This window comes from Streptomyces oceani, from assembly GCF_001751245.1.
Lineage (GTDB): Bacteria > Actinomycetota > Actinomycetes > Streptomycetales > Streptomycetaceae > Streptomyces > Streptomyces oceani.
In genome coordinates this window covers 95373-111612 of sequence record NZ_LJGU01000113.1, presented here as the reverse complement: position 1 = coordinate 111612, position 16240 = coordinate 95373, and the positions used below count along the sequence as shown (strand labels likewise).

Below are 16240 nucleotides of genomic sequence, written 5' to 3'. Positions count from 1 at the left end.
ACGCGGCACGCGGCACGCGGCACGCGGCACGCGGCACGCGGCACGCGGCACGCGGCACGCGGCACGCGGCACGCGGCGATGGTGGTCATATCCCACTTCACGTCGATTGGCAATTCCTCGAGGAGGTGCCGGCGATGGACGGATGTCTGAACTGGTACACGGTATCGAATCACGCTGACCGCGACGTGGGCGTCGGCCCTTACCAACGAGCGTCCGAGCGACGCGGTCTTCTCGTATGTCGCCTCGGACGAGAACAACTTTCGCCCACTCGGCCTCGACACCGCGTGTACGGCCTCGTTGTCAGTGGGCGATGACAGCATGCGCCCATGGAGCCGTCGAAGATCGTTCAGGAGTTGTGGGATCGCATGCAGGCGCGCGACTGGGTGGGGATCGGCGAGCTGCTTGCGGACGACGTCGTCATTGAATGGCCGGTCAGTGGCGGAGCGGGCTAGGTTCGGACCCGTCACCGGAATGGCGTGCCGGCTTCGTGGAGCGCGTGTAGGGCAGCGACCCGTCGTCAGTCACCGACCTGGGTGGATGAGTGTGCGGAAGGTTATGGACACCCGCCGCCCACGCGGGACGCGCTCTGTCGGGCCCGGGTCACTCTTGCGCGCCGCGATGGAATGGCGCCATGTGTACCGGGCTGGACCAGTCATCACGAGCAGGCTGCCCGGTGCGAGAGGGACGGCTAGCTTCGAGCCGTCGTCGGGGTTGGTGAAGTCCATGAGGCAGCGGGAGTTCAGGGAGAGTGCCGCGACGACCGGGCCGAAGTGCGGCAGGCTGTCGATATGGGCGCTGATGCCCTGCCCCGGCTGGTACTCATTGATGATCACTTGTTCCGCTTCGCGGTCCATCAACCCCTCGCTGACCAGGCGGGTGGCCGCTTGCCGTGCCCAACCCGGAAGCGGTGGCACGGCAGTCGGCGAGGACGCGGACACGCTCCGTCGCCCGTAGTCGTAGCGATGACCGTAGTGCTGTACGCGCCGCTTCAACTGCGTCGACCACGGCTCGGCGTCGATGTCCGAGAGCAGGGCGTCCTGCGTTTCGGGACTGATCCAGTCTGCGGTGTAGTGCAGTCCCGGCACCGAAGCGGACGGTTCTGAGGGGGAGGCATCATCGCTGTCGAAGGGGAGTTGACCGGACGTCTCAGGCATCCCCGAAGAGTAGCCAGTCTCTCCTTCATGCTGGTCCGGCCTCGCTCCGGATGCCGTAGACGGCGAGTGACCGCCGCTCATCGGGAGTCGCTGGAACCCCGTGGGCAGCGGCCGCTAGGGGTGGTCGGCGGGTCCTCGAAGGCTCAGCCGCTCGACGTTGATCGCTAGTGCGGTCAGGGCGTGCTGGACCTGTGTCTTCGCGAGGCCGCGGTAACGGCACCGGCGTCCGCGGTGGTCGTCCACGAAACTCCTCGATGTCGCCCTCGGCCCCGAGTACTGCCCGTAGAGCCGGCGCCAGTTTTACATAGGCTATGAATATAAATTGGGTATGCTTTGGCCATGAGTCGTCAAGACACCGCTACTGGCGCGTCCGCCGCCATCGGGGCAGCCCTCTACGGCCTGGCCACCAAGGCCGCGAGACGCCTGCCCAGGGACATGAGCCTGACGTCCGCCGCCACCCTGGCCACCCTGGACCGGACCGGCCCGCGGCGCATCACCGATCTGGCCGCGGTCGAGGGCATCACCCAGCCCGCGATGACCGCCCTGGTCCGGGCAATGGAGGAGTCCGGCCTGGTCGAGCGGCGGGGCGACGCGTCCGACAAGCGGGTCACGCTGGTGTGCCTGACCGAGGCCGGCGCCTCCTATGTCCGGACGCGGCGCCAGGCGGGCGTCCACGCGTTCGAGCGGTTGATCGGCGAGCTCACCGACGACGAGGTGGAGGCGCTGGTGGCGGCCCTCCCGGCGCTGAATCATCTGGGGGAACTCGAAAGTCAGGACCACGAAGGGCCGAAGCAGTGACCGGGCAGCCGGTCGGCGGGGAGGCGGTGAAGGCGTTCCCGGTGGCGCGTTCCGAGGCGCGGCTGCTGGTCCCCGCCCTGATGTTCATCGCTTTGGTCGTGGCGGCGGTCGCCAGCCTGGGGGCGCCGCTCATCACCAGCGTGGCGACCTCGTTCCACGTTTCGCTCGACAGCGCGCAGTGGACGCTGACCGTCGCCCTGCTCAGCGGCGCCGTCGCCACGCCGGTCCTGGGCCGGCTGGGAGCTGGCCCGCACCGGCGGGCCACGATCCTGGTCACGCTGGCGGTCGTCGTCACCGGCAGCGCACTCACCGTGCTGCCGCTGCCGTTCGCGTGGCTGCTGGCCGGCAGGGCGGCCCAGGGCGTCGGGCTCGGGCTGACGGCACTGATGATGGGCGTGGCCCGGGACCACCTCCCCCAGGAGCGCGGCGCGGCCGTGATCGCCCTGATCTCGGTGGTCTCGATCATCGGGGTCGGCGTCGGTTACCCGCTGGCCGCGCTGCTCGCCGAACTCGGCGGGGTACGGGCCGCCTACGGCCTCGGCCTGGTCGTCACCGCCGCCGCCCTCCTGACCGCGTGGCGCTCCATGCCCGAAGCCCCCGAAGGCCGCTCCGCCCACATGGACGTGTCAGGCGCGGTCCTCCTGGCCGCTGCGCTGCTCCTGGTGCTGTTCCTCGCCGGCGAACGGAGTCTGTGGAGCCGGCACCTCGCCTTGGCGACGGGCCTCGCCGTCGTCGCGGCGGTGCTGCTCTGCGTCTGGGCCGTCATCGAGCTGCGCAGCACGACGCCCCTGGTCGATCTCCGGGCGGTGCGGCACCCAGCGGTCGCCGGGGCGAACCTCGCCATGTTCGTCGGCGGGATCGGCATGTACCTCCTGCTCACGCTCATCACCCGGTACGCGCAGACGCCGCACGGCGCGGGCTACGGTTTCGGGCTGACGACCTTCGTCGCCGGGCTGGTCCTCATCCCGTTCTCGGTGCTGGGGTTCGTCGCCGGCAAGCTCACGCAGCGGGTCCGGACGCGGATCGCCGACCCCCTGCTGCTGGCCGGCAGCGCTGTCGTGGTCGGCGGCGGGTTCGCCCTGTTCGCGGCGGCCCGGTCGGACCTGGCCGAACTGTTCGCCGCGATGGGCGTGCTCGGCTTCGGCGTCGGCGGTTTCTCGGCCGCGATGCCCGGCGTCATCCTGGCCGTCACCCCCAAGAGCGAGACGTCGAGCGCCATGAGCTTCAACTACGTCGTCCGCAGCGTCGGGTACTCCCTGGGCAGCGCCATCGGCGGCCTGATCCTCGCCGCGGGCACCCGTCCCGGCCGCCTCTTCCCCGACGACAGCGCCTACACCACCGCGGCGCTGGTCGGCGTCGGCGCCATGGCGATCACGACGCTGACAAGCCTCGCCCTCGCCCGCCGACGCCCACCCGAGGCCGAGACCAACCGGTAAGTCACATGCGCTCATTCCAACACTGGAGGTTCCATGCCCAAGGGCTACTGGGTCAGCGTCTACCCCACCATCGAGGACCCCGAGAGGCTTGATGTCTACAACGAACTGGCAGGTCCAGCCGTCGCGGCCGCGGGCGGGCGGGTGCTCGCCAGCATCGGCAGCCGGGTGGACGCACACGAGGCCGGAATCGCCGAGCGCGTCGTCCTGATCGAGTTCGACAGCTTCGAACAGGCCGTCGCGGCACGCGCGAGCGCTGCCTACCTGGAGGCGCTCGCCGAACTCCCCGACGGCTTCGAGCGTGACTTCCGCATCATCGAAGGCCTCGACTGACCGAGATCCAGTCGAATCTTCACCGAATCTCGACTTGACTGCCGCTGACGAGGTCAGCGCCGACCGTGTCCAGCGGCAACAAGCTGGTGGCCTCGACGGTTGCCTCTGCTGAGGGGCGGAAACGGTGTCGTACGAACAAGGCCATCACCAAAACGCGGTGCGCCGATCGCCCGGGCTAGCCAGTGCGCCACAACCAGGGCTGTACGGCCCGTACGGGACACCGGTGATCGGCGCCCTGGTCAGCGGGTCCGCCCCCGGGGTTTGAGGGGTACGTTCGGCAGCGCGGGCGCGGGGAGGGAATCACCGTCGTATCCGGTGACTTTCCCGAACCTGCGGCCGGCCATCCAGTCCTCCCGGGCCCGTTCGATGTCCTCGTGCGTACGGCCGACGAAGTTCCACCACATGACCAGGTGTTCCTCGAAGGGGAGGCCCCCGACGAGCAGGGCTCGGGTGGCGGTCGGGGACTCCAGCAGCACCTCGCGTCGGCCACGGCCGAGGTAGCGCATCGCGCCGGCGGTGACCGCGCGGCCGTCGGCGGTGAGCGGGTCGCCGAGCGCGAGCACGGCGTGCTCGAAGTCCGCTTCCAGAGGGAGGCGCAGCCGGCCGCCCGGGCGCAGCTCCACGTCGGCGCCGACGAGGGGCGTGTAGGCGCGTGCCGGGGAGGCCGCGCCGGCGAGTTCGCCCATCAGGACCGTGACGTGGCCGGCTTCTTCTACGAGGGTGGGCAGATCCGTGTGGTGGTCGAAGTGCGCCGGCCCGTTCCGGTCCTGCTCGGGTTGGGCGATCCAGAGCTGTACCCCGTACAGCGTGTCCGAGTGTCCGGGCGGGGACTGCTCGGAGTGGGCGATGCCGGCGCCGGCCGTCATGAGGTTGAGTTGCCCGGGACGTACCATCCGCCGGCTGCCGAGACTGTCCTGGTGCCACACCTCCCCCTCCAGCAGCCAGCTCACCGTCTGGAGTCCGATGTGCGGGTGCGGTGGCACCTGCATACCGTCCGCTCCGGCGATGTCCGTCGGGCCGAAGGAGTCGGCGAAGCACCACGCGCCGACCATGCGCCGATGCCGATTGGGCAGGCTCCGGCGTACCAGCATGGCGCGGGGTCCGCCGAGCGGGACCTCGCGGGGCTCGAGGAGTTCCGTGTCGGGTGCGTCGGTGTCGGTCCCGGTGCTGGCGGGGGGTCCGTCACAGACGGTCTGTTCGAGGGGCCTGGTCTCCACGTTGCTCACGCGGCCACCGTAGCCCCGTTCGGCGGGGTGGGCGCTTGCCGTTGACGTACGGGCCGACCAGCCGGCCGGTCGGCCCGTACGTCAGCCGGTGGTGGTCAGCACATGGTGGGTCGCATGACCTCGTACGCGCTGGCCCAGTTCGCGCAGCCGGCGGGGGAGTGGCCGTACCAGTTGTGGCCGAACTCGTGGGCGGCGAGCAGGGCGAAGTCGTTCACCAGGGTGGACAGCATGATCCGGTCGCCCATGCCCCAGTTGCATCCGACGACGTTGCCCGATCCGCCGCAGCCCTGCACGTAACCGCCGGTGCAGGATACCGGGGTGCCGCTGGACGCCGTTTCGGTGGCGCCTGACCAGAAGTTCGCGCCCTGTCGGATCGGCCCCTCGAGGCCGTTGCAGGAGGCCGTGATGTGGTATGTCCAGGCCGCGTTGGTGTCCGCGCTCTTGCCCCTGTCCGGCGGCGCGGCGTTGGTGAGGTCTCCCGTACGGAAGCCGTCCGGAGGTGTGACCTCGCCCAGTTGGGTGGCCTCGGCGGCGGCACGTGTCGGGGTCTCGGTGGCGTCCGCGGCGCTGGCCGAGACGGGGAGGGCGAAGACGAGAGCGGCGGCCAACGCCGCTCCCGCACATCTTCGGAGTATCGTGAGCATGACAATTCTCCCGGTGTGGTGAACTTCGTGCCCCGGCGTGGACGCCCCGATGGGCCGCCCCGCAGAAGCACCTGGCGTGGTGCGACGAACCGTCAGGAAAGTACTACCGGGCGTGCCGTTTGCCTAGACCAGGTGTCACGGTCGTTTCACGCGCACGCCGTCGGCCCGCCTCCCGGGCAGGCTCGGCTCGTGCCCGCGGAACGTCCCGACCGGGGCCCGCCACGCTGGGCCGACAGCGGCCCACGTCCGGAGTGACACCACCATGCCGGAGGCCGGCTGTACGGGTGGGCGAGCCGTGGGCCGTGCACGTGGTGGCGGACCGTGGCCTGGTCACCGGCCGGGACTCGGCGTCCTCCGGTCCCCTCACCGCCGAACGCTGAGGCGGCTGGGCTGGGCCCCACGCCGTACGGCAGGGGCTGGGTGCTCAGCCCGTCAGGCGTCGGCGGGCAGGAAGGCCAGCCGTCCGTTCTGCACGTCCACGCGCAGGTGCGAGTGCTGGGCCAGGTCCCCGCTGAGCAGCATCCGGGAGAGCTGGTTGTCGACCTCGCGCTGGATAGTACGCCGCAACGGACGGGCGCCGTACTCCGGTTGGTACCCCTGCTCGACCAGCCATTCCACGGCCGCCGGGGAGAAGTCGATCTCCACGTCCTGCGCGTGCACGCGCCGCCGTGTCTCGTCCAGCATCAGGTCGGTGACCTGCCACAACTGCTCGGAGGAGAGCTGACGGAAGATGACGATCTCGTCGATGCGGTTGAGGAACTCCGGCCGGAACTGTTCGCGCAGGGGACGCAGCACCCGCTCCCGCCGCTCCTCCTCCGCGGCCTCGGCGTCCCCGCCACCGAAGCCGGGCGCCCGGCCCCGGCCGGTGAGCGCCTCGGAGCCGAGGTTGCTGGTCATCACGATCACCGTGTTGGTGAAGTCGACCGTACGGCCCTGCGCGTCCGTGAGCCGCCCGTCATCAAGCACCTGGAGCAGCAGGTTGAAGACATCGGGGTGCGCCTTCTCGATCTCGTCCAGCAGCAGCAGGGAGTACGGGTTCCGCCGTACCGTCTCGGTGAGTTGGCCCGCCTCCTCGTGCCCGACGTACCCCGGTGGTGCCCCGACGAGGCGGCTGACGGTGTGCCGCTCCTGGTACTCGCTCATGTCCAGCCGCAGCATCCGGTCCTCGCTGCCGAACAGCGCCTCCGCCAGCGCTCTGGCCAGCTCCGTCTTCCCCACTCCGGTGGGGCCGAGGAAGAGGAAGCTGCCGACCGGCCGGTCCGCGCTGGCCAGCCCGGAGCGGGAGCGCAGCACGGCGTCGGCGACGGCCGAGACCGCCTCGTCCTGTCCCACCACCCGCTGGTGCAGGTGTTCCTCCAGGCCCAGCAACCGGTCCTTCTCCTCCTGGGTGAGGTTGCTGACCGGTATGCCGGTCTGGCGGGACACCACGTCCGCGATGTCGGTCACGGCGACCTCGGTGATCCGGTCCCCGGAGCGGCTCTCGTCCTCCGCCGGGCCGAGCCGCCGCTCCAGCTCCGTGAGCCGGTCCCGCAGCTCCCTCGCCCGTTCGTAGTCCTCCGCCGCGACCGCCTGGTCCTTGTCCCGGCGAAGCTGTTCCCGCTCTCGCTCCAGAGCCCGTACGTCACTGCCGCGGGTGGCGTTCCGCAGGCGTACCCGGGCGCCCGCCTGGTCCAGCAGGTCGATGGCCTTGTCCGGGAGGTAACGGCCGGTCAGGTAGCGGTCGGAGAGTTCGACGGCCGCGACCAGCGCCTCGTCCGTGTAGCGCACCTGGTGGTGGGCCTCGTAACGGTCCCGCAGGCCGCGCAGGATCTCCACCGCGTCCTCCGGGGACGGCTCGGCCACCAGCACGGGCTGGAAGCGACGCGCGAGTGCCGCGTCCTTCTCGATGTAGCGCCGGTGCTCCTCCATCGTCGTGGCACCCACGACATGCAACTCGCCGCGCGCGAGAGCGGGTTTGAGCATGTTGCTCGCGTCCATGGACGAGCCGCCCTCTCCGCCGCCGCCCGCCCCGACGACCGTGTGCAGCTCGTCGATGAACACCACCAACTCGTCCGAGTGCGCGCGGATCTCGTCGATCAGGCCACCGAGGCGTTCCTCGAAGTCGCCGCGGTAGCGCGTACCAGCCACCACCCCGGAGAAGTCGACCTGCACCACGCGGTACCCCAACAGGCTGTCCGGCACGTCCCCGTCCGCGATGCGTTGGGCGAGCCCCTCCACCACGGCCGTCTTGCCGACGCCCGCCTCGCCGATCAGCACCGGGTTGTTCTTGATCCGCCGGGCCAGCACCTCGACGGTCTGCTCGATCTCCGCGTCCCGGCCGATCACCGGGTCGATACGGCCCTCGCGAGCCGCCTTCGTCAGGTCCTGCCCGTACTGGTCGAGCTGGGGCGTGCCGCTGGTGCCGGAGGACTGCCGGAACACCGGCTCGCCGCCGGCCGTACCGCCCCCGGACTCGGGACGGGCGCCGGGCGGACTCTGCTGGTCCAACAGCGAGGTGTTGAGCAGGTGCCCGGCCGTCGAGTCGCGGTTCGCGGCCAGCGCCAGCAGGATGTGCTCGGGCCCGATGTACGAGGCGCCGCGGTTCCGCGCGATCTCGTGTGCGTCGATGAGCGCCCGTTTCGCGGCCGGGCTCACCGCGATCGACTGCACGGGCGGACCCTCACCCGCCTGTCGGTCGATCTCAGCGGCGAGCGCGTCCGGGTCGGTGCCCGACTGCGCGACCATCGAGCGGGTGGGCTCCATGGTGAGCGCCGCCCGTAGCAGGTGGTCGGTGGCCAGATCGGGCTTTCCGTGCTGTGCGGCGTCCGAGGCCGCGTACGACAGGAGGCCGCGGGCGGGTTCGCTCATCATCCGGACGAAGTCGTAGTAGCGCGGGTCCGGGCGCCGCTGGCGACCGGACGCTCCGGCGCCGAAGAACCGGGCGAGGAAGTCTCCGAGCGGATCGTCCTGGCCGGACTGCTCCGGGCCCATGTAGCCGCTTGCCATCGCTGCCATCCCCACGGGCGGGCCGGGCCCGCCTCGATATGTCACGGGTACGTCGGAGCGACCGGGTTCCCTTGCGAGCCCCGCCGACACCTGATCCTTGGCACGGGAGGCTGGTAGGTCTGGGGCGTGCGCGAATCACAGGACGACGACGTGAATGACCGGAACGGTCCCCGAAACCTCGCCGGGTTGCAGAGTTCCCTGGCCGACTTCGCGGCCGAGCGGGACTGGGGCCTCTACCACAACCCGAAGAACCTCGCAGCCGCACTCAGCGTGGAGGCGGCCGAACTGCTGGAGATCTTCCAGTGGTTGACCCCAGCGGAGTCACTCCAGGTGATGAGCGAGGAGGACGCCGCGGCGCGGGTGCGGGACGAGGTCGCGGATGTCCTCGCTTATCTGCTCCAGTTCTGCGAAGTGCTGGGTGTCGACGCGCTCGCCGCGTTGGAAGCGAAGATCGAGAGGAACGAGAAGCGTTTCCCGGCACCCGGAAACGGTCACTCTATGAAGTGAGGAAGTTTTCCACAGGTGCCGTATTATCCACAGATTTCCCATACTCCCTGGCGTAGGGCTCTGTTGATGGTCACGCTGGGTAGCGACCAGTGGAGGGGGATGACCGATGGACGCCGTACGTCTCATCGAAACCACGCGACAGGCGCTCGCGCGCAGCAGCGGCCTGTCCGAGATCGTCGCCGAAGCGTGTCAGGCGCAGGCGCTCGCGGAGGCGGTGGGCACCTGGTTGGCAGTCAGCGGGCCACCGGGAGTCCGGGCCGAAGCCATCGGGCTGAGCGAGGCGGGCCGGACGGGCCGTAGCGCCATGCGGCATCGCGGGCGGCACGCGGACGGGATACGCGCCGCGCGCCTGTCCGTGATCCAGGACGCGCACGCCGTCCTGCTCGCACTCTCCGGGCTGCTGGCCGACGCGGCGGCCGCCTTGGTGGGAGTGGCCGTGCGGGCGGAGGAGGAGGGGCTGTACTGGCAGTGCATTGAGGCCATCGACGCGGCCGACGAGTCCGGCGACCAAGCCGCCGGAGTGCTGCGGTGCTTGGCGCTTCCGGAGCGGGGTGCCGTCGGCTGAGGCAGCCGGCGCGGAGCGCCCGCTCCCGTGACGTCCGGTGGGCGGCGGGCGCCGCAGCGAACCAAGAACCAGGCAGGATGGACCCATGGAACTGCGCATCTTCACCGAACCACAACAGGGCGCTGACTACGACACACTGCTCGCCGTCGCCAAGGCCACCGAGGACCTCCGCTTCGGCGCCTTCTTCCGATCGGACCACTACCTCGCCATGGGCGGCGACGGTCTGCCCGGACCGACCGACGCCTGGGTGACCTTGGCCGGGCTGGCCCGTGAGACCAGCCAGATCCGACTGGGTACCCTCATGACGGCGGGCACCTTCCGGCTGCCGGGGCCGCTTGCCATCCAGGTCGCCCAGGTGGACGCCATGTCCGGTGGCCGGGTCGAGTTCGGTCTCGGCTCGGGGTGGTTCGAGGAGGAACACACCGCGTACGGCATTCCGTTCCCGGAAGCCAAGTTCGCCAGGCTGGAGGAGCAACTCGCGATCGTCACCGGGCTCTGGGAGACCCCGGTCGGGGAGAGGTTCGCCTTCGACGGCACGCACTACCAACTCGCCGACTCCCCCGCGCTGCCGAAGCCCGCCCAACCGAAGGTGCCCGTGCTGATCGGCGGGCTCGGCGCGGTGCGTACGCCACGCCTGGCGGCCCGGTTCGCGGACGAGTTCAACATCCCGTTCGCCTCCCTGGAGGACTCGGACCGACAGTTCCAGCGGGTGCGCGACGCGGTCTCGGCGCAGGATCGGAAGCCGGCGGATCTGGTGTACTCCAACGCCCTGATCGCCTGTGTCGGCAGAGACGACGCCGAAGTCGCCTGTCGAGCGCGGGCCATCGGACGCGAAGTGCCGGAGCTGAAGGAGAACGGCCTCGCCGGCTCCCCGGCCGAGGTGGTCGAGAAGATCGGTCGCTACCAGGAGATCGGGGCCTCCCGGATCTACCTCCAGATCCTGGACCTGCACGACCTCGACCATCTGGCACTGATCGCGGACCAGGTGCAGAGCCAACTCTCATGACCCGTCCCGCGCTTCAGCTCCGCCGTGCGCTGGAGTCCGGCCCGGTGCTCCTCGACGGTGGGCTGTCCAACCAGCTTGAGGCGCAGGGCTGCGACCTCACGGGCGACCTCTGGTCGGCACGTCTGCTGGCGGACGCCCCGGAGCGGCTCGAGGCAGCCCATCGGGCGTACGTGCGGGCTGGCGCGCGGGTCGTGATCACCAGCAGCTATCAGGCGTCGTTCGAGGGCTTCGGGCAGCGGGGCGTCACGCGGCGGGAAGCGGCGGCACTCCTCGGCCGCAGCGTACGGCTGGCCCGCGCCGCGGCCGAGGACACCCGGGCATGGGTTGCGGCCTCGGTGGGGCCGTATGGCGCGGTGCTCGCTGACGGGAGTGAGTATCGGGGCCGATACGGCCTGAGCGAGTGGGATTTGACCCGTTTCCACCGGGAGCGGGTGAGCGCGTTGGTCGCGGCCGAGCCCGACGTGCTCGCGCTGGAGACGGTCCCCGATGTCGTGGAGGCGGCGGCGCTGTTGCGGGCCACGGAGGACTGTGGGGTGCCCGTGTGGCTCAGCTACACGGTCCGGGGCACCCGGACCCGTGCGGGGCAACCGCTTGACGAGGCCTTCGACATGGTGCGCGGACACCCGCACGTGCTCGCGGCCGGGGTGAACTGCTGCACCGCTCAGGACGCGGACCGAGCGGTTGAGACAGCGGCGACCTGGGCCGGGAAGCCGGTCGTCGTCTACCCGAACAGCGGCGAGCGATGGGACGCGGACGGGCGGCGGTGGCACGGACCGGCCGACTTCCCCGCCCGGCGGGTGCGTGACTGGGTTCGGCGAGGCGCCAGGCTGGTCGGAGGCTGCTGCCGGGTGGGTCCGGACGAGATCACCGAACTGGCCCGCGAACTCGCGTCGATGCCGTGATGACGGGTCGCGCCCCGGCAGCGCACGGCTGAGCCGGAGGCGCGGAACCAGGGTCCGCCCGATGATGCCACGTCACCGATCCGGGGCGGCGGGACCGAGGAAGAGCGGGCCGGACCGGCGAGCCCGTAGCGCGGGCGAGGGCACCGTGTCCGCTTCACCAGACAAAATGCCTGGCCGTTGAGCTGAGGCGAAAGGATACTCGGGCAAGTGTTCATGACCATCTCCACCACTGGTACGCAGCAGCGGCCAGCGACCGACCTCGGTTTCCTGCTGCACGAACACCCGGACAAGGCGTAGCGCTTCCCCACCGCGCACGGCACCGCGCATGTCTTCTACCCCGAGGCGGACGTCACGGAGTGCACGGCCGCCATGCTGCTGGAGGTCGACCCCGTCGCCCTCGTCCGTGGGGGCAGGGCAAGGGGCGGACCGCTCCCGACTCCTCCCTCGCACGGTATGTCAACGACCGGCCGTACGCTGCCTCCTCGCTGTTCGCGGTCGCGCTGGGCAAGGTCTTCAGCAGCGCGCTGAGTGGTCAGTGCGGACAGCGACCGGAGCTGCCCTCCCGGGCACTGCCGCTGCGGATCGAGGTCCCCGCGCTCTCCGCCAGCGGCGGCTGCGAGATGGTGCGGCCGGCTCTTCGAGCCCCTGGGGTGGACGGTGCGCGCTTCCCCTGTGCCGGTGGACGAACACTTCCCGGAGTGGGGGGACTCCCGTTACGTACGTCTGACGCTGCTGGGCGAACGCCGGCTGTCGGAGGCCCTGCGCCAGTTGTACGTCCTGTTCCCGGTGCTCGACGGCACGAAGCACTACCGGGTCTCCGACGACGAGGTCGACAAGCTGCTGCGGGCCGGCTCCGGATGGCTCGAGACACACCCGGAACAGCAGCTGATCGCCGGCCGTTATCTCGCGCGCCGGGGTCGGCTCGCCCGGCAGGCGATGGAGCGCCTCGAGCTGGCGCGACTGGCGGAGTCGGACGACGCCGAGGTGGAGGCGATCGACAACGCCGTGCCGGACGCGTTCGTCGGGACACCCGCTGACGGCGCTCGTGGCGCGGGAGGCGCTGACAGCGCGGACGGCGTTGGCGACTCCGACGCACCGCCACCGTCAGGGAAGCGGGCACGCCACCGCGGACGTTGGCCGGGCCGGACCCCCGGAGCGCCTCCCAGGACGGCGGCACGCGCGTCGAGGCCGTGCCCACCCCGGGCGAACAGCCACCGGAGGCGGGCCGCCAGTCCGTTCCACTGGCGGTGCGACGGCGCGAGGCGATCGCGGACGCGCTGCGACACAGTGGCGCCGCCCGGGTGCTGGATCTCGGATGCGGCCAGGGACAGTTGGTTTCCCTGCTGCTCAAGGAGCGGCAGTTCACCCAGCTGACCGGGGTGGACGTGGCCATGCGCGCCTTGCAGACGGCGACCCGGCGCCTGCGTCTGGACCAGCTCGGTGAGCGGCAATCCTCCAGGGTCACACTCCTACAGGGCTCCCTCACGTACACCGACAGACGGCTGAAGGGGTACGACGCCGCGGTGCTGAGCGAGGTGATCGAGCATGTCGACGAACCGCGCCTGCCCTCCCTCGAGTTCGCGGTCTTCGGCTTCGCCCGCCCCACCACGGTCCTCGTGACCACACCCAACGTCGAGTACAACGTGCGCTGGGAGAGCCTGCCGGCGGGCCAGGCCCGGCACGCCGACCACCGCTTCGAGTGGGACCGCGCGCGGTTCCGTGACTGGGCCGAGGGTGTCGGCGCCCGACACGGGTACGCCGTCGAGTTGCGGCCGGTCGGCCCTGATGATCCGGAGGTGGGCCCACCCACCCAACTCGCGCTGTTCACCCTGTTTCCCGCGCCGAGGGGTGCCTTCACACCGATTCCGAGGAAGGGCGGCGCTGCCGCATGACCACGCGTACGCTCGCCGTGCCCGACCTCTCGCTCCTCGTGCTGATCGGAACCACCGGCTCCGGGAAGTCGACCTTCGCCCGGGAGCACTTCAGGGCCACCGAGGTCGTGTCCTCCGACGCCTGCCGGGGGATGGTCGCCGACGACGAGAATGACCAGAGCGCCAGCGCGGACGCCTTCGCCGTGCTGCACTACATCGTGGGCAAACGCCTCGCCGCGGGCCGGCTCACCGTCGTGGACGCCACGAACGTACAGTCCGAGGCCCGTCGGCAGTTGGTCGACCTGGCCAGGGAGCACGACGTCCTGCCGGTCGCCGTGGTGCTGGACACTCCGGAGGCGACGTGCCGGGAGCGAAACGCCCTGCGCCCGGACCGAGCCGACCTGCCCGCGCACGTGTTGCCCCGGCAGCGTCGGGAGCTGCGCCGTTCGCTGCGGGGTCTGGAGCGTCAGGGGTTCCGGCGGGTGCACGTCCTGAGGGACGTGGAGGAGACCGCGGCGGCACGGATCGTACGCGAGCGCCGGTACAACGACCTGCGGCACCTGACCGGACCGTTCGACCTGATCGGTGATGTGCACGGCTGTCGGGCGGAGCTGGAGACACTGCTGACCGAAGGGCTCGGCTACCCCCTGCGGCACGACGACCGGGGCCGTGCGGTGTCCGCCACGCATCCCGCGGGCCGTACGGCGGTCTTCGTCGGTGACCTGGTGGACCGCGGTCCGGACAGCCCCGGGGTGCTGCGCCTGGTGATGGGTATGGTCGAGGACGGCACGGCGCTGTGCGTCCCCGGAAACCACGAGAACAAGTTCGGCCGCTGGCTCAAGGGCCGTAAGGTGCAGCACCGACACGGGCTCGTCGAGACCGTCGAGCAGTTCGAGCGGGTGGTCGGCGAGGAGCCTGAGTTCGCCGAGCGGGTGCGTGCCTTCGTCGACTCCCTGGTCAGCCACTACGTCCTGGACGGCGGCGGGCTGGTCGTGTGCCACGCCGGCCTGCCCGAGAAGTACCACGGCCGCACCTCCGGCAGGGTCCGTTCGCACGCGCGGTACGGCGAGACGACCGGCGAGACGGACGAGTTCGGTCTGCCGGTGCGCTACCCCTGGGCAGAGGAGTACCGTGGGCGGGCGGCGGTGATCTACGGTCACACGCCCGTGCCGCGGGCCGAGTGGGTCAACAACACCCTGTGCCTGGACACCGGTTGTGTCTTCGGCGGCGCGATGACCGCCCTGCGCTGGCCGGAGCGCGAGATCGTGGACACTCCCGCAGAACGCGTCTGGTACGAGCCGGTGCGGCCCCTCGTCGCCGAGGCGCCGGGCGGCGTGGACGGCCGACCGCTGGATCTGACGGACGTGCAGGGCCGTCGGGTCGTGGAGACCCGGCACATGGGTCGGCTGGCCGTCCGGGAGGAGAACGCTGCCGCTGCCCTGGAGGTGATGAGCAGGTTCGCCACCGATCCTCGTGCCTTGCCCTACCTGCCGCCGACCATGGCGCCCTGCGCCACCGCCCGGGCGGACGGTGGCGGGCGGATGGCCGGGGAGGGGTATCTGGAGCACCCGGTGGACGCGTTCGCCGACTACCGCAAGGACGGCGTGCGGCACGTGGTGTGCGAGGAGAAGCACATGGGCTCCCGGGTGGTGGCGCTGGTGTGCCGGGACGCGGCGGTGGCGCGGGAGCGGTTCGGGGTCGCCGGCGAGGTGCCGGGGGCGCTGTACACGCGTACGCGTCGGCCGTTCCTCGGCGCGGACACGGGCCACGGCGGCGCGGGAGCCCTGGAGACGACCGCCCGGGTGCTGGGCCGGATCGCCCGCTGCGCGGAGGACACCGGACTGTGGGAGGAGTTGGGCACCGACTGGATGCTGCTCGACACGGAGTTGATGCCCTGGTCGCTGAAGGCGGCCGGCCTGCTGCGCAGCCAGTACGCTTCCGTGGGGGCAGCCGCCGGGGCGGCGTTGCCCGACGCGCTCCAAGCGCTGGAGCGGGCCGGGACCCGGGGCGTCGACACCGCCGAACTGCTCGGACGGCAGCGGGAACGCGCCGCGGACGCCTCGGCGTTCACCGCCGCGTACCGCCGGTACTGCTGGCCGGTCGGCGACCGTACGCGCGGCTGGCCGGGGGAGGCGGCCGAGTCGGGGAAGGCGCGTCCGGTCGTGGCGGACAGCGCGGGCGGCGTGGACGGGCTCGTGTCGGATGGTCTGGACGGTATCCGGATTGCGCCGTTCCAGGTGCTCGCCACCGAGGGGCACAGCCACGCGACGCTGGCGCACGACAGGCAGTTGGAGCTGATGGACCGCTTGATCGACGCCGAGCGGGCGATGGTGGAACGGGCCCACCCCACCCCGGAGGGGCGGGAGAGCGCTACCCCGGGGGAGGGGCGGGTGTGGTGGAACCGGCTGCTCGCCACGACCCGTCGCCAGTACGTCGACACGCACGACGAAGCCTCCGTCACCGAGGGCGTGCGGTGGTGGCCGGATCTCACCGAGTCGGGTGGTGAGGGCATGGTGGCCAAGCCGCTGGAGCCAGGACCGCGCAAGGGGGACGGGGGCCTGGTGCAGCCCGGCGTGAAGTGCCGTGGCCGGGAGTACCTCCGCATCGTCTACGGCCCGGAGTACACCCGCCCGGACAATCTCGCGCGGCTTCGGGAACGCAGCTTGGGACACAAGCGCTCCTTGGCCCTGCGGGAGTACGCCCTGGGCCTCGAGGCGCTCGACCGCCTCGCCGAGGGTGAGCCGTTGTGGCGGGTGCACGAGGCGGTGTTCGCTGTGCTCGCGCTCGAGTCCGAGCCGGTGGACCCGCGACTTTGA

General features: G+C 71.0%; 14 protein-coding genes and 2 pseudogenes. 10 read left to right on the top strand and 6 right to left on the bottom strand.

Going from position 1 to position 16240, the window contains the following annotated elements; all coding sequences use genetic code 11:
* A partial coding sequence (locus tag AN216_RS29595) for a hypothetical protein (protein ID WP_212732677.1) occupies nt 1-257 on the bottom strand: 257 nt, incomplete at its 3' end.
* A 69-nt stretch (nt 258-326) separates the two neighbouring features.
* Between AN216_RS29595 and AN216_RS28605 the strand changes: the two genes are divergently transcribed.
* A complete protein-coding gene (locus AN216_RS28605; RefSeq protein ID WP_244502348.1) occupies nt 327-452 on the top strand; it encodes a nuclear transport factor 2-like protein in 126 nt (41 codons plus the stop codon).
* Nucleotides 453-521: 69 nt separating this feature from the next.
* On the opposite strand, the gene AN216_RS06345 is transcribed toward AN216_RS28605, so the two are convergent.
* Nucleotides 522-1154, bottom strand: coding sequence for an alpha-ketoglutarate-dependent dioxygenase AlkB (locus AN216_RS06345; protein WP_070195607.1), 633 nt, complete (start codon nt 1152-1154; stop codon nt 522-524).
* Nucleotides 1155-1268: 114 nt separating this feature from the next.
* A pseudogene (locus tag AN216_RS29590) lies at nt 1269-1427 on the bottom strand (transposase); the annotation flags it as partial.
* Between the two features lie 162 nt (nt 1428-1589).
* Between AN216_RS29590 and AN216_RS06340 the strand changes: the two are divergent.
* Genes AN216_RS06340 through AN216_RS06330 form a run of 3 tightly spaced genes read left to right on the top strand, consistent with a single transcriptional unit; the run spans nt 1590 to nt 3718 of the window.
* Nucleotides 1590-1952, top strand: a complete 363-nt coding sequence (locus tag AN216_RS06340; RefSeq protein ID WP_070195606.1) for a MarR family winged helix-turn-helix transcriptional regulator — start codon at nt 1590-1592, stop codon at nt 1950-1952.
* Nucleotides 1949-3388, top strand: a complete 1440-nt coding sequence (locus AN216_RS06335) for an MFS transporter (RefSeq protein ID WP_070195605.1) — start codon at nt 1949-1951, stop codon at nt 3386-3388. Before AN216_RS06340 ends, AN216_RS06335 begins: the two co-directional genes overlap by 4 nt.
* A gap of 33 nt (nt 3389-3421) precedes the next feature.
* Nucleotides 3422-3718, top strand: coding sequence for a DUF1330 domain-containing protein (locus AN216_RS06330; RefSeq protein WP_070195604.1), 297 nt, complete (start codon nt 3422-3424; stop codon nt 3716-3718).
* A 239-nt stretch (nt 3719-3957) separates the two neighbouring features.
* Here the strand turns inward: AN216_RS06330 and AN216_RS06325 are convergent, their stop codons facing one another.
* From AN216_RS06325 to AN216_RS06315, 3 genes are all read right to left on the bottom strand, one after another.
* Nucleotides 3958-4944, bottom strand: coding sequence for a pirin family protein (locus AN216_RS06325; RefSeq protein ID WP_070195603.1), 987 nt, complete (start codon nt 4942-4944; stop codon nt 3958-3960).
* A 95-nt stretch (nt 4945-5039) separates the two neighbouring features.
* On the bottom strand, nt 5040-5588 hold the full coding sequence (locus AN216_RS06320; protein ID WP_070195602.1) for a hypothetical protein: 549 nt from the start codon (nt 5586-5588) through the stop codon (nt 5040-5042).
* Nucleotides 5589-6020: 432 nt separating this feature from the next.
* Nucleotides 6021-8573 (bottom strand): ATP-dependent Clp protease ATP-binding subunit, encoded by a 2553-nt coding sequence (locus tag AN216_RS06315; RefSeq protein WP_170843045.1) that lies wholly within the window; start codon nt 8571-8573, stop codon nt 6021-6023.
* A 126-nt stretch (nt 8574-8699) separates the two neighbouring features.
* Here AN216_RS06315 and AN216_RS06310 point away from each other — a divergent pair, with 126 nt between their 5' ends.
* The 6 genes and pseudogenes from AN216_RS06310 to AN216_RS06280 all read left to right on the top strand — a co-directional run bounded on the left by AN216_RS06310 (nt 8700) and on the right by AN216_RS06280 (nt 16240).
* Nucleotides 8700-9080, top strand: coding sequence for a nucleotide pyrophosphohydrolase (locus AN216_RS06310; protein WP_244502346.1), 381 nt, complete (start codon nt 8700-8702; stop codon nt 9078-9080).
* Between the two features lie 106 nt (nt 9081-9186).
* On the top strand, nt 9187-9645 hold the full coding sequence (locus AN216_RS06305; RefSeq protein WP_070195601.1) for a DUF6099 family protein: 459 nt from the start codon (nt 9187-9189) through the stop codon (nt 9643-9645).
* Nucleotides 9646-9730: 85 nt separating this feature from the next.
* On the top strand, nt 9731-10651 hold the full coding sequence (locus AN216_RS06300; protein WP_070195600.1) for an LLM class F420-dependent oxidoreductase: 921 nt from the start codon (nt 9731-9733) through the stop codon (nt 10649-10651).
* Nucleotides 10648-11553 carry a homocysteine S-methyltransferase gene (gene mmuM, locus AN216_RS06295; protein ID WP_070195599.1) on the top strand — a complete coding sequence of 302 codons (906 nt, stop codon included), beginning with the start codon at nt 10648-10650 and terminating at the stop codon, nt 11551-11553. Before AN216_RS06300 ends, mmuM begins: the two co-directional genes overlap by 4 nt.
* Before the next feature lie 207 nt (nt 11554-11760).
* Nucleotides 11761-13445, top strand: a pseudogene (locus AN216_RS06290) (3' terminal RNA ribose 2'-O-methyltransferase Hen1).
* Nucleotides 13442-16240, top strand: a complete 2799-nt coding sequence (locus AN216_RS06280) for a polynucleotide kinase-phosphatase (protein ID WP_070195598.1) — start codon at nt 13442-13444, stop codon at nt 16238-16240. The pseudogene AN216_RS06290 and the gene AN216_RS06280 overlap by 4 nt, the downstream one beginning before the upstream one ends.

What these genes read in the sequence shown, in the direction of transcription:
- AN216_RS28605 (WP_244502348.1), top strand. Translation starts at nt 327, where the DNA reads ATGGAGCCGTCGAAGATCGTTCAGGAGTTGTGGGATCGCATGCAGGCG.
- AN216_RS06345 (WP_070195607.1), bottom strand. Translation starts at nt 1,154, where the DNA reads ATGCCTGAGACGTCCGGTCAACTCCCCTTCGACAGCGATGATGCCTCC.
- AN216_RS06340 (WP_070195606.1), top strand. Translation starts at nt 1,590, where the DNA reads ATGAGCCTGACGTCCGCCGCCACCCTGGCCACCCTGGACCGGACCGGC.
- AN216_RS06330 (WP_070195604.1), top strand. Translation starts at nt 3,422, where the DNA reads ATGCCCAAGGGCTACTGGGTCAGCGTCTACCCCACCATCGAGGACCCC.
- AN216_RS06320 (WP_070195602.1), bottom strand. Translation starts at nt 5,588, where the DNA reads ATGCTCACGATACTCCGAAGATGTGCGGGAGCGGCGTTGGCCGCCGCT.
- AN216_RS06315 (WP_170843045.1), bottom strand. Translation starts at nt 8,573, where the DNA reads ATGGCAAGCGGCTACATGGGCCCGGAGCAGTCCGGCCAGGACGATCCG.
- AN216_RS06305 (WP_070195601.1), top strand. Translation starts at nt 9,187, where the DNA reads ATGGACGCCGTACGTCTCATCGAAACCACGCGACAGGCGCTCGCGCGC.
- AN216_RS06300 (WP_070195600.1), top strand. Translation starts at nt 9,731, where the DNA reads ATGGAACTGCGCATCTTCACCGAACCACAACAGGGCGCTGACTACGAC.
- mmuM (WP_070195599.1), top strand. Translation starts at nt 10,648, where the DNA reads ATGACCCGTCCCGCGCTTCAGCTCCGCCGTGCGCTGGAGTCCGGCCCG.
- AN216_RS06280 (WP_070195598.1), top strand. Translation starts at nt 13,442, where the DNA reads ATGACCACGCGTACGCTCGCCGTGCCCGACCTCTCGCTCCTCGTGCTG.